The 11436-nt window shown below is 63.1% G+C and carries 14 protein-coding genes; 5 read left to right on the top strand and 9 right to left on the bottom strand.

Going from position 1 to position 11436, the window contains the following annotated elements:
* Positions 1-110: 110 nt before the first annotated feature.
* The 3 genes from IC232_RS31910 (at position 111) to hpf (ending at position 3918) form a co-directional block, all read left to right on the top strand.
* Positions 111-1850: an FAD-dependent oxidoreductase gene (locus IC232_RS31910; RefSeq protein ID WP_190848970.1), complete on the top strand. Its 1740-nt coding sequence runs from the start codon at positions 111-113 to the stop codon at positions 1848-1850.
* A 62-nt stretch (positions 1851-1912) separates the two neighbouring features.
* A complete protein-coding gene (locus IC232_RS31905) occupies positions 1913-3220 on the top strand; it encodes a family 1 glycosylhydrolase (RefSeq protein ID WP_190848969.1) in 1308 nt (435 codons plus the stop codon).
* A 290-nt stretch (positions 3221-3510) separates the two neighbouring features.
* Complete coding sequence (hpf, locus tag IC232_RS31900) at positions 3511-3918, top strand: ribosome hibernation-promoting factor, HPF/YfiA family (protein ID WP_281413461.1); 408 nt, start codon at positions 3511-3513, stop codon at positions 3916-3918.
* A gap of 510 nt (positions 3919-4428) precedes the next feature.
* Here the strand turns inward: hpf and IC232_RS31895 are convergent.
* On the bottom strand, positions 4429-4617 hold the full coding sequence (locus IC232_RS31895) for a hypothetical protein (RefSeq protein ID WP_190848968.1): 189 nt from the start codon (positions 4615-4617) through the stop codon (positions 4429-4431).
* A 184-nt stretch (positions 4618-4801) separates the two neighbouring features.
* On the opposite strand from IC232_RS31895, the gene IC232_RS31890 reads away from it, so the two are divergent.
* The gene (locus IC232_RS31890; protein ID WP_190848967.1) at positions 4802-5866 is read left to right on the top strand and encodes a maleylacetate reductase; all 1065 of its coding nucleotides are present in this window, start codon (positions 4802-4804) and stop codon (positions 5864-5866) included.
* Between the two features lie 66 nt (positions 5867-5932).
* Here the strand turns inward: IC232_RS31890 and IC232_RS31885 are convergent, their stop codons facing one another.
* From IC232_RS31885 to IC232_RS31860, 8 genes are all read right to left on the bottom strand, one after another.
* Complete coding sequence (locus tag IC232_RS31885) at positions 5933-7195, bottom strand: patatin-like phospholipase family protein (protein WP_190848966.1); 1263 nt, start codon at positions 7193-7195, stop codon at positions 5933-5935.
* 237 nt (positions 7196-7432) lie between these two features.
* Complete coding sequence (locus IC232_RS31880; protein WP_190848965.1) at positions 7433-7759, bottom strand: hypothetical protein; 327 nt, start codon at positions 7757-7759, stop codon at positions 7433-7435.
* A 107-nt stretch (positions 7760-7866) separates the two neighbouring features.
* The gene (locus IC232_RS32785) at positions 7867-8124 is read right to left on the bottom strand and encodes a hypothetical protein (protein WP_246812530.1); all 258 of its coding nucleotides are present in this window, start codon (positions 8122-8124) and stop codon (positions 7867-7869) included.
* 105 nt (positions 8125-8229) lie between these two features.
* Entirely contained in the window at positions 8230-8397 is a 168-nt protein-coding gene (locus tag IC232_RS32780) for an alpha/beta fold hydrolase (protein WP_312895280.1), read from the bottom strand.
* 4 nt (positions 8398-8401) lie between these two features.
* Positions 8402-8620: a hypothetical protein gene (locus IC232_RS32775; protein WP_246812528.1), complete on the bottom strand. Its 219-nt coding sequence runs from the start codon at positions 8618-8620 to the stop codon at positions 8402-8404.
* A gap of 107 nt (positions 8621-8727) precedes the next feature.
* Positions 8728-9333 (bottom strand): NAD(P)H:quinone oxidoreductase, encoded by a 606-nt coding sequence (gene wrbA, locus IC232_RS31870; protein WP_190848964.1) that lies wholly within the window; start codon positions 9331-9333, stop codon positions 8728-8730.
* 340 nt (positions 9334-9673) lie between these two features.
* The gene (locus tag IC232_RS31865) at positions 9674-9817 is read right to left on the bottom strand and encodes a hypothetical protein (RefSeq protein ID WP_190848963.1); all 144 of its coding nucleotides are present in this window, start codon (positions 9815-9817) and stop codon (positions 9674-9676) included.
* A 3-nt stretch (positions 9818-9820) separates the two neighbouring features.
* Positions 9821-10081, bottom strand: a complete 261-nt coding sequence (locus IC232_RS31860; protein WP_190848962.1) for a hypothetical protein — start codon at positions 10079-10081, stop codon at positions 9821-9823.
* Positions 10082-10477: 396 nt separating this feature from the next.
* On the opposite strand from IC232_RS31860, the gene IC232_RS31855 reads away from it, so the two are divergent.
* Positions 10478-11176 carry an acetamidase/formamidase family protein gene (locus tag IC232_RS31855; protein ID WP_190848971.1) on the top strand — a complete coding sequence of 233 codons (699 nt, stop codon included), beginning with the start codon at positions 10478-10480 and terminating at the stop codon, positions 11174-11176.
* Positions 11177-11436: the final 260 nt, after the last annotated feature.

The raw sequence follows: 11436 nt of genomic DNA, 5'->3' as shown, positions 1-11436 counted from the left end.
CAGCCTGAGCCGGTTTTCGGCCCTGTTCCGGCAGACCACCGGCCACTCGCCCCGGGAGTACCGGCGGAAGATGATCTGAAGCTTAGCTCAGGAGTTGAACGAGGCCTAACATGCCTGCCACGGGAACAGGACCTTTGATCAACGAGACCCGCCGGGAGCAGGTCTTTCCGGTTCTGGACGCGGCCGAGATCGAGCGGCTGCGCCGGTTTGGCGAGGTCCGCCACTATGAGGCCGGTCAGGCCCTGTGGCGGATCGGGGAGGTCGGCCATGGCCTCACGGTGGTGCTCACCGGGAGCTTAGCGATCAGCCAGCCTGAGGCCGGACAGCGCCGCCTGATCGCGACCCATTCGCCGGGCGAGTTCCTGGGCGAAATCGCCCAGCTGTCAGGCCGTCCGGCCCTGGTCGATGTCGATGCTCTTGAGCCGGTGGAGGCGCTGATCATTCCACCCGAGAAGCTGCGAGCCGTGCTGGTCGCGGAAGCAGAACTCGGCGAGCGCATCATGCGGGCGCTGATCCTGCGCCGCATGGGGCTGCTCGAGCTCGGCACCGGAGGGCCGGTGATCGTCGGACCGGGCCACCACCGCGATGTGCTGCGTCTGGGGGGGTTCCTGTCGCGGAACGCTCACCCGCACCTGAGCCTGGACCCGGAGACCGATCCGGAGGCGCGGGCGCTCGTCGAGCGGTTCGGACTCAATCCTGGAGAACTGCCAATCATCCTATGTCCGGACGGGCGGCTGCTGCGCAATCCGAGCGAGGACGAATTAGCTCGCTGCCTTGGCATGGTCGGCGCGCTCGATCCAGATCGGGTCTATGACGTGGCCGTCGTGGGCGCGGGACCTGCCGGTCTCGCCACGGCCGTATATGCGGCCTCGGAAGGGCTCTCTGTCCTGGTGCTCGACTGCCGGACCTTCGGCGGCCAGGCCGGCGCCTCCATGCGGATCGAAAACTATCTTGGTTTTCCAACCGGGATCACCGGCATGGCCCTGATGGCCCGCGCCTACACCCAGGCGCAGAAGTTCGGGGCCGAGATGGCGATGCCGGACGAAGTCGTTAGCCTTGAAAGTGGGGGAGCGGCGGAAGGCGATCCTTACGTGCTGACCCTGCTCAACCAGGAGCGGGTGCGTGCCCGCTCGGTGGTGATCGCCACGGGCGCCCGCTACCGGCGGCTCGAGGTGGCGGACCTGGAGCAGTTTGAGGGCTCGTGCGTGCACTATTGGGCGTCGCCCCTGGAAGGGAAGCTGTGCACCGGACAGGAGGTAGCGCTCGTTGGTGCTGGAAACTCGGCGGGTCAGGCAACGGTCTATCTCGCCGCCCGGGTGGCGAAGGTCTGGCTGCTCGTCCGTGGGCGGGATCTTGGGGCGAGCATGTCACGCTATCTGGTGCAGCGGATCGAAGGCCTTGCCAATGTGGAGATCCTCACCCAGGCCGAGATCGCTGCCCTTGAGGGGCAGCCCGGGCAGCTGGAGGCGGTGCGCTGGCGGCTCGCGTCGGGCGAGGAGGTGTGCCGGCCGATCCGCCACCTGTTCCTGTTCATCGGCGCCTCACCCAACACCCAGTGGCTGGATCCGACGCAGGTTGCTCTCGACCCGAAGGGTTTTGTTCTGACCGGGAGCGATGTGGCGCCGGGCCGGCGGTCGTTGGAGACGAGCCTCGATGGGGTGTTTGCCGTCGGGGATGTCCGTTCCGGCTCTGTGAAACGGGTGGCCGCGGCCGTGGGCGAGGGAGCCCAGGTGGTGGCCGCCCTTCACGCGTTTCTCGCAAAGAACACCGTTCTGGCGCGAGCCCGCGGCGAGACCCCACAGCCGGTATCAGCGGTTTCCGCAAGATCCGACAAGTCTGCGCAATTCTAAGACAATCGCAATCTGGGCGTCCGTGGGCGCAGGGCTCATGATGAGGCCCTGGGAGGTCCGTCATGACAGCTTCGACCTTTCTGTTCGCCACGGGGATCGAGAACAGCTATCCCACGATCAATGGGGGCCGGACCCGCATCGACGAGATGGAGAAGTGCGACCACTACACGCTCTGGAAAACAGACTTCGACCTGCTCGACGAAGTCGGCATTCGCTATCTCCGCTACGGTCCGCCCATCCACACGACATGGCTCGGGCCGGGGCGCTACGACTGGAGCTTCTGCGACCAGACCTTTGGCGAGCTCTACCGGCGCAACGTCGTGCTAATCGTCGACCTGTGCCACTTCGGCGTGCCCGACTGGATTGGCAACTTCCAGAACCCGGACTTTCCCGAGCTCTTTGCCGGGTATGCGCAGGCTTTTGCCGAACGGTTCCCCTGGGTTCAGCTCTACACGCCGGTCAACGAGATGTTCGTCTGCGCCGCGTTCTCGGCCGCCTACGGCTGGTGGAACGAGCAGATGCAAAGCGATCAGGCATTCGTCACCGCCCTGAAGCACATCGTCAAGGCCAACGTGCTCGCCATGGGGGTGATCCTCGACGTGCGTGCGGACGCCATCTTCATCCAGAGCGAGTCGTCGGAGCACTTCCACCCCGACTGCCCGAATGCGATCCCGCTCGCCGAGTTCTACAACGCCCGCCGCTTTCTGCCGCTCGACCTCAACTACAGCCGCCGGGTGGACTCGGGCATGTTCATCTATTTGATGGACAACGGCATGAGCCGAGAGGAATACGAGTTCTTCATGCAGGCCAACCTCAAACGCCACTGCATTATGGGCAACGACTACTACGTGACCAACGAGCACCTTGTCTCGGCCAACGGGCACACCAGCGCCTCCGATGAGGTCTTCGGCTATGCCGAGATTACGCGGCAGTATCACGACCGCTACATGCTGCCGGTGATGCACACGGAGACCAACATCAAGGAGGGCCCGTGCGGCGACGAAGCGGTCAAATGGCTCTGGAAGGAGTGGTCCAATGTCTTGAGAGTCCGCAACTCCGGCGTGCCGATGGTCGGCTTCACATGGTATTCACTCACGGATCAGGTCGACTGGGACACCGGCTTGCGGGAGCAGAACGGCACGGTCAACCCGCTCGGGCTGTACGATCTCGACCGCAACATTCGGGCGGTGGGGCGAGCGTACAAACAACTGATCCACGACTGGTGCCAGGTGCTGCCGGCCCAGAGCGTCTGCCTGCAGCTGCCGATCACGGAGCCACGCGACTTCGACAAGCCGTTCGCTCAACGGGCACGCAAGTCCATGAAGTGGATCTGCGAGAGAACGCCAAGCGAGCCCCTCATGTCGAGCTAGCGTACCCGCTCCCCAAAACGCAATCTACGCGGGACGACCTTCATCGTGACGATGTCGGTGATGCCGTGGCTCAAAACTTTCTCGCGGCGGCACAGGATGCAATATTCAGCAATGCAGGCGCATTGCTCGCAATCCGCGGCGAGAACCAAATACCAGAGCCTGCTAAACTCCACCTTGTTGACAGCTCCTGTCGACGGGTTCCTCCCCTGACTTGCCCCGTCGCTCTCACCCTCATGTGCGACGGGGCCTTTGGCCCGGGGTTCTGAAGTTCCTCACCCGACTGCCGCGCCTTGGCACCGCGATGGACATGGGAGGCTGAGCTGACCCTTCAGACAACAGACACAACCATTGCGGTCGAGAGTGCGAACGTGCACCTGGGCGACGGGCTCCCCGTCCATGCCCGGGAGAGCATCCGGCGTGTGGCAGGCAAGTATTTCGGGCACCTGAGCACCGCCTCAGTTCACTTTGGCCGGGAGGGCAATGATTACCGCTGCACCGTCACCATGCAGATGGGCGGCCTGCCGATGCGGGGCGGCGAAGCCACGAGCAAGGACATCTATGCCGCCTTCGATGCGGCGCTCGCCAAGGTCGCCAAGCAGCTTCGTCGGGCTAAGGGGGCGCTGCGTGGGGATCAACCCGTCCGCACCGACAAGGACATGGTGCTTTGGGCTGGGCTTAGTCGGCCGCCATTCACGTGATGTTCCCGGCATCTCACCGATGGGAGAGCACACTGCCGATCTGGGAGGACACCAATGCTGAGATACCCCATGCATGGCTTTGCCAAGCGCGTCGACGACTCTGTGGCTCGTGCGATGAGCTTTCTCCGGGCCAAGGGGCTGGATGGCCCGATGGCAAGGCAAACTGCCCCGAACCCGGACATCTGGCAGGCGCTGGCGAAATGGAAGGAGCCGGCATCGATCAGATGGCAGGCTCCGTCAGCGTCGCGGCGCATCGCCGTCTGTTCAAAGAGACCGCAACCCTACGGCTCGATTGTTAGTCCTGGCAGAGCCGAAGGGCACCAGAGGATCGAGAGGCGGTGAGCCGTGCGCCCGGGCTCAGCCACGGCCCACACAGAGACGTCATCATCGCTTCCTGATCAGGTAGTTTTGGCAGGGCTGAACTCCGGTGCCGTAAAGACAACATGCATCTCGGCGCCAGATGAAGCGGCACGATCGGCGGCATGCCCCGGAGCCGTCTTACCTAGACGGTCAGGCGTCCTGTGGGTCCAGAACCCTCAGTTCGTCTCCGCAATCGTCGCACATTCCCAGCACCGGCACCGAGATCATCTGGACCGTGCGGCAGTGCGGGCAGCCTTTCAGGGCCGGGATCAGCACTCCCTGCATCTGGCCTGCACCTTGACGAAACGCCTCACTGAATTGGACGGCTTGGTCAAACATGGGTGCCTCCCATAGTAAAGCCTGATGCTGCTCCCAATGGCCCAATCCGTCAACCGAATCGACTTGTCCTTGCCGCTGCTCGAGGCTCCGTGGCAACTATTGGCCCAGCGCTGGAGCACACTCCTCGCGGACGGCGTTCCGTCATGCAAACCAGCCGTGGAAATGAGCATTGGAGGTGTGAGCCATGCAATCCTTTGTCTATGACGCCCTTCCGGCCCGCGTGGTGTTCGGCTCGGGTACCATTGCCCAACTCAGGTCCGAGGTTGAGCGCCTGGATGTAAATCAGGTTCTCGTTCTCTCCACACCGGGCCGGGGCGAGGCTCAGGCCCGGGAGATCGCCGGAATCCTTGGTGAGCTAAGCGTAGGCGTCTATCCGGGTGCGGTCATGCACACGCCTGTCGCGGCCACCGAGCAGGCCTTGCAAGTGGTTAAGGATCAGAATGCGGATGCCATCGTAGCCGTCGGCGGCGGATCAACCATCGGTCTCGGCAAGGCCATCGCCCTACGCACCAACCTGCCTCAGCTCGTGATCCCGACGACCTACGCCGGATCGGAGATGACGCCGATCCTGGGGGAGACGAAAGATGGTGTGAAGACGACACAGCGGACGCTGAAGGTTCTGCCGGAGGTGACCATCTACGATGTCGATCTCACGTTGAGCCTACCAGCAGCCATTGCTGCGACCTCCGGGATGAACGCCATGGCGCACGCGGTCGAGGCGCTCTATGCCCAAGACCGCAATCCGGTGATCTCGCTCATGGCCGAGGAAGGCATCCGCAGCCTCGCCGGCGCTCTGCCCCGGATCACGGAAGCCCCGCAGGATCATATGGCTCGCAGCGATGCTCTCTACGGAGCCTGGTTATGCGGAACCTGTCTCGGTGCAGTGGGCATGGCCCTGCACCACAAGCTCTGTCACGTTCTCGGCGGGGCCTTCAACCTGCCGCATGCGGAGACCCACACGATCGTCCTCCCCCACGCCGTTGCTTACAACGCTCCGGCAGTCCCTGATGCCATGGGACGCATCGCACGGGCTATGGGGGCTGCAGATGCCGCTCAAGGTTTGTTCGAGCTTGCGAAGCGCCTTGGAGCCAAGCAGGCCCTCCGTGACATCGGCATGCCGGAGGAGGGGATCGAGCAAGCTGTCAAAGCGACACTGGCGGCCCCATACTGGAACCCGCGCCCGCTTGACGAGGCGGCCCTTCGCCATCTGCTGACGAGGGTGTGGAATGGCGATCCACCCCTGGCGTGACGGTCGAGACCACACGATGTACCTTTTGCGCTTATTTCAGAACGCCGCCGCCCTTACGAGCGCATCTCAGCCGGCCGTCATCATTGCCTCAGGTAGTGCCTCGTGTAGGATGAAGCCCTCCATAGGATCAAACTCGCCGGACCAGGGAGCCAGCTCCAGGACGCGGCTCGTGTCGGCATACCCAGCCTCCCAGCGCTCGCGGATGCCGCGCGGGCTGAAGTCGATGTCTTTGGTGTGATCCTCGCCATCAAGCGGAGGCGCCAGCAGGCGGACCACGTGCATCCGGGTCAGGCAGCCATAGGCCGCCAACGCCCGCACAGCCTGGGTCTTTCGCTCCGCTTCCGGCACGTGCCGTACGAGCTCGGCGATCACATGCCGGAGACGGTGGATCTGCTTCTGCCGGGCCATATGACTGGTGGTGCGGCTCGCGTACTGGACGTCCTTGTGGCGGCTCAGGACCTGCCAGATCGTATCCGGCTCTGTCCCCTGCGGGTTCCAGATATGGGTCGCGAAGACAACCGAGTTCCGCCGCGGGTTGTCGTCGAACACCGCCTCAAGCGGCGTGTTCGACAGAACGCCGCCATCCCAATAGAGATCCCCGTCAATACGGATGGCCGGGAAAGCCGGGGGCAGGGCACCGGAGGCCACCACATGGCGCACCCCGAGCTCCATGTCGCGGCTGTCGAAGTAGCGCATCTCGCTGGTGCGCACGTTCGCCGCCCCGACCGTCAGGCGCGTCTCGCACCGGTTGATCCGGTCGAAATCGACAAGATCGGAGAGGGTTCGAACAAGAGGAGCCGTATCGTAATAACTGGCGGCCTCCGATCCGAGAGGGACGTGTGGGCCGAGAAAAGCCGGCAGGTTCGGCCGGAAGAAGGCTGGAATACCCTGAGCCATCGTTGTCAGGTTGGCCGCCAAGGATCCCATCAGAGGCCACGCTTCCAGGAGTTCCATCCAAGGGCTGTGCTGCATGCGACTCCAGAACTCCCGGAGCCGCTCCATGCGGTCCTCCGGGGCGTTGCCGGCAATCAGGCTGGCGTTGATGGCCCCGATCGAGGTGCCGATCACCCAGTCCGGCTCAACCCCGGCCTCATGCAGAGCCTGATAGGCTCCAACCTGGTAGGCGCCAAGTGCACCGCCGCCCTGCAGCACGAGAACGATCTGGCCGAGCTCCTTCGGAATCTGACGCAGACGGGCGGGTAACGTCTCAGGCAACCGTTGTTCAGTGATCGCTTCAGGCGGCGTGCCTGTCCGTTCGAGCTCACTGATCACGGCGTCGCCGGAGGCCTTGTCGCTCCTGAGGACATCGGCTGCAACATGCTTTCTCATGGCCTCTTCCTCAATGTCCTATCCAACCCGCGGCGACTACGTCCACAACGGCAGCCCTTTGTGTCGGATCAGGAGGTAACTAGGGCAGCAACGGCGAGCGCAACCGTCGTCTAAGTCTTAAACCACGACCGCCCCCACAGGCGGACCTTTCACTTCTAGAGCATTCATAAGCCGAGTCGCACTGAGCGAGCAGGTCACGCATTGGTGATGCGCTGTCATGTCAGACAGAGCCGAGGCTCACCGCAGCGGGAATTCTCCGCCAATCTCGAAGGCACCTGTCTTCTTTTGCATGATGCACACGTAAGCGACGCTCTGCTTTCTGTCGGCTCCACGTTTGGTGAGAACGGCGATGCCATAGCTCGGGCTTCCAAAGGGGTCGACGTTGATTTCGATCCTGCCAAGACCCATCGCTGTCGCTTTGGAAACGCATCCGGTGCGGAGTTTGTCCGGCATCGCCTGCCAGGCATCCCCGAAGCTGGCAGAGGCCGGAGCAATCATGCCGAGCCCTATCACAAGCCCAAGCCAAATTCTCACCATCTGATTTACTTTCCTCTTTTCAAGCACGGTGTCATCAAGCCCGTACAGACTCTCATGTGTCTCTTCAGAATTGTTGATTGGGCCTCTTTCCAGGGGTTAGCCGAATGGGCGATCACTGGATTGAATCCGCGGCCTCAATGATCAATCACTTTGGCGGCTGCCTCCGGCTGCAAAAGCATCGGGACGTGGCTTGCGGTCAACACCGGGGTCTTGGCTCTGATCTTGTTGGCGGTGTCCTGCAGCAGGCTTGGATTGATCATGTGATCGCTCGTGGTCACGATTGACCAAATCGGCTTGCTGTCCCAGGCAGCGATCGCAACCTTCTCCTCAAAGTTGGCCCCACGGATCGCCCCCTGGGTGGTGGCGATCAGGTTTGTCTCTTCCTTCGACATGGCTTGGGCGAAGTCATTCGCGACGGTCTCGGGCGAGAGGGTCAGATAACTGGACGCATCCACTTGCGGCTTGGCCAAACCGGGAGAGGCCGGGTAGGGCTTGACTTAATCCAGGGTGGACTCGCCCTTGGCGGGAGCAAAGGCGGCCACATAGACGAGTGCCTTAACCCTGTCGTTGTCGCCTGCCTGGGTGATGACGGTGCCGCCCCACGAATGGCCGACCAGCACAACGTGGCCCTGCTGAGCGTCGATGGCGCGTTTGGTGAACGCCACATCGTCAGCCAGCGAGGTCAGGGCGGTTCTGCACCGCAACGACTTTGAGGCCTCTGGCCTGCAGGAGCGGGATGACCTTGCTCCAGGACGAGCCGTCGGCAAAGGCGCCGTGCACAAGGCCAACAGTGGGTGTGGCCCACCGAGCGGCAGCAGGAGTCCCGAGCAGGCCACTCGCGGTCAGGGTGAGAGTGGCGGCGGCCAGAACAAGCGCTGAAGTCTTCATGAGGATTTCCTGCGGACTAAGGGACAGGCAGTCAGCGGACCGAAGACCCGGTGGAAGGCTCCGGCCAGCCCCGTGATCAATCACAGGGCGGCCGGGGCCCTCCGGAGTTAGGCGTTGCCGGTCAGCTTCGCTGCCGTCTCGGCCACGAGCTTGCCCTGGAACCGGGCGGCCTCGAGTTCGTTCTGTGACGGCTGGCGCTGGCCCTGCCCACCGGTGATGGTGGTGGCGCCGTAGGGCGAGCCGCCAACGACCTCGTCCACCGACATCTGGCCCTGGTACGAGTACGGCAGGCCGACGATAAGCATGCCGAAGTGCATCAGGTTGGTGATGCCAGCGAACAGGGTCGTCTCCTGGCCGCCGTGCTGGGTGGCGGTCGAGACCATCACGCTGCCGACCCTGCCGTTGAGCTGGCCCTGCATCCAGACGCCGCCGGCCTGATCCCAGAAGCTCGTCATCTGCGAGGCCATGCGGCCGTACCGCGTCGGCACGCCGAGAATGATGGCGTCGTAGTTGGATAGTTCGTCGACCGTGGCGACGGGAGCGGGTTGATCGAGCTTGAAGTGCGCGCTCCGCGCGATCTCCTCAGACACGAGTTCCGGCACGCGCTTGACCACCGCTTCGCCACCGGCCTGGCGCACACCTTCGGCGGCAGCGTTGGCCATCTGCTCCATGTGGCCATAGGACGAGTAGTAGAGCACGAGTACTTTAGCCATTCATTGATCTCCGTGTCATTGGCCCGGCCTGAAGCCAAGCGACGGCGCGCAGATAACCCGAAGCCGTGGGCGATTTCGATTGTGCTCGCGCAATACATGAATTGCATTGGCACAATGGGAACTCTGTCTTGGGCGTTCGCGTCAGAGTGCGTAGCGCCACACTCCGAGTACGAAGACGGCGACTTGCCCGGCGTACACGGCAGCAGCAAAGCGACATTCGGCATCCAGTTCGATGCGCTTCATGAGTGAAATCCTTCTAGGAAAGGGGCTTCGCAAGACTCGTGCTCAATCATGCGATCAGCGCAACGCGTTTTCGCATATCGGCTTCCTTGATGGGGATTCAGAACAGGGGATTGGCTGCCAGCAGTGTCGTGACGGTGGCCACGATGTTGAGCAGGCCAACCGTCGCGACAATGAGGTACGGCAGCCCATGACGGCGGGGATGCTCGAGCTGTTCCAGCGTATGCTTGTTCGAGAGTGCCATCGTCTAGTTCCTGATACGCGGATGGGTCGGCTGCGTCGCCGTGTATCCGGTTGCGGGCTGCCGCACCCGCTTCTCAGCCTGGCGCAACACCTCGAAGGCGAGCCTGTTGGCTCGGCCTTCCGCAATGGTCCGCTCCCAGCGGCCATCCTGCATCATGGCTTCAACATCACGGGTGACCTTATCACCGGCGGGACCCATGTTTTCAGCCGAAGCAAGACCTGGAAGAAGAAGAAGGGGCAGGATCAAAATAATCTTCCTGAACATGTTGCACTCCATGAGGCCGCTGCACGGCCGGTGCCTGAGGGATGGTGCAATCGGCGAGAGCCGATCAAACTGGAGCGATCTTGCCGCTGTCATGGGCTACAAAACAGGCCCAAGAGTGGGCGAAGGCATTGCACCATCGGTTGGTCGGATGCCTGCTGAGGCGTGGGCTTCCAGTATCATTGAGGTGAGCACGCGCATGGGGGACCTCCAGGCTCGGGGTCGGAGGTCGTTGCGTGGGCGGTGAGAAACCGCTCGTTTGGGGGGGCTCCGCTCCGTCCCGCAATGTCCAACCGGAGCTTTGCGAGAAAGGCTTCCATCATTCCCTACGGGTTGGCGACCTGCATCACGAATGAGCCCGGACCGCCGACCACGCGGGTCCGGTAATAGGAAACCCGCCTGCGTCCTTCCTTTGGGCAACTGGGAACAACGCCATCGAAGGCGATGCCGGACTCGCACAATGCCGGTGACTTCGGTGCCGCCCTGAGCGGTGCTCCGCATATCTATGCCCTGACGCCGGAGGAACTCGCCGAACACAAGACCGACGGTTATCTCGACGTGAACACCGTCCGCGAAGGCGCCGTGGTGATCTGCCCGGTTAAGGTACCCGGCGGCAGTGTCTATCTGGGCGACATGCACGCCCTTCAGGGTGACGGCGAGATTGCCGGCCATACCTGCGACGTGGCAGGAACCGTCACGCTGGAGGTGCATGTCATCAAGGGTCCGGTCATTGACGGACCGATTTTGTTTCCGGTCTCGGACGACGTGCCGTTCCTGGCTCGCCCTCTCAGTGAGGGTGGGCTCGAGAGGGCGCGGTCTCTTGCGCGCAAGCACGGCGTGCAGGAGATCGAGGCTGACGCTCCGGTTACCTTCATCGGCACGGGAAGCAACCTTAACGAGGCGACGGCGAATGGCCTTGAACGCGCGGCCGGTCTGCTGGGCGTGAGCGTTCCGGAGGTGATGAACTGGGCGACGTTGGCTAGCGCGATCGAGATTGGCCGCCACCCGGGCGTCGTTCGGGTGACGTTCCGCGCACCGCTGGATCGTCTGGACACGAAGGGCATCGGCTCCTTCGCAAGGGGACTGTACGATCTCTGAGGCTACATCCAACCCTATTCGAACTCACCGGAAGGCGCTGCCGACGGTAGAGGCGTGCCCTTGGTGAGGGCGGATTGGCCGGTACGTTGCCAAAGCTGGGCCGAGCGCTCATGCAATGGGGTCAGGACGCCTGCGCTTGTTGACCTGCGTCCTCTCTCCGGCCTGACGTTGCCGAGGGAGACCGCCCTTCCGCGGCGAGCAGCTGGGCCGCCATGCGCTTGGCCTGCCGGGCGGGCTCGGCGGTACGGGTCATCTGGGCC

Origin of the sequence: Microvirga sp. (genome assembly GCF_014699075.1) — a bacterium.
GTDB lineage: Bacteria > Pseudomonadota > Alphaproteobacteria > Rhizobiales > Beijerinckiaceae > Microvirga.
The sequence above is the reverse complement of the archived record's forward strand: the minus strand, read 5'-3'. Positions and strand labels throughout refer to the sequence as shown.

Bases quoted from the DNA above. Each gene is read 5' to 3' on its own strand.
- wrbA (WP_190848964.1), bottom strand. From the start codon at position 9,333: ATGGCTAAAGTACTCGTGCTCTACTACTCGTCCTATGGCCACATGGAG.
- IC232_RS31905 (WP_190848969.1), top strand. From the start codon at position 1,913: ATGACAGCTTCGACCTTTCTGTTCGCCACGGGGATCGAGAACAGCTAT.
- IC232_RS32775 (WP_246812528.1), bottom strand. From the start codon at position 8,620: ATGAAGACTTCAGCGCTTGTTCTGGCCGCCGCCACTCTCACCCTGACC.
- IC232_RS31885 (WP_190848966.1), bottom strand. From the start codon at position 7,195: ATGAGAAAGCATGTTGCAGCCGATGTCCTCAGGAGCGACAAGGCCTCC.
- IC232_RS31910 (WP_190848970.1), top strand. From the start codon at position 111: ATGCCTGCCACGGGAACAGGACCTTTGATCAACGAGACCCGCCGGGAG.
- IC232_RS31860 (WP_190848962.1), bottom strand. From the start codon at position 10,081: ATGTTCAGGAAGATTATTTTGATCCTGCCCCTTCTTCTTCTTCCAGGT.
- IC232_RS31895 (WP_190848968.1), bottom strand. From the start codon at position 4,617: ATGTTTGACCAAGCCGTCCAATTCAGTGAGGCGTTTCGTCAAGGTGCA.
- IC232_RS32785 (WP_246812530.1), bottom strand. From the start codon at position 8,124: ATGTCGAAGGAAGAGACAAACCTGATCGCCACCACCCAGGGGGCGATC.
- IC232_RS31890 (WP_190848967.1), top strand. From the start codon at position 4,802: ATGCAATCCTTTGTCTATGACGCCCTTCCGGCCCGCGTGGTGTTCGGC.
- IC232_RS31865 (WP_190848963.1), bottom strand. From the start codon at position 9,817: ATGGCACTCTCGAACAAGCATACGCTGGAACAGCTCGAGCATCCCCGC.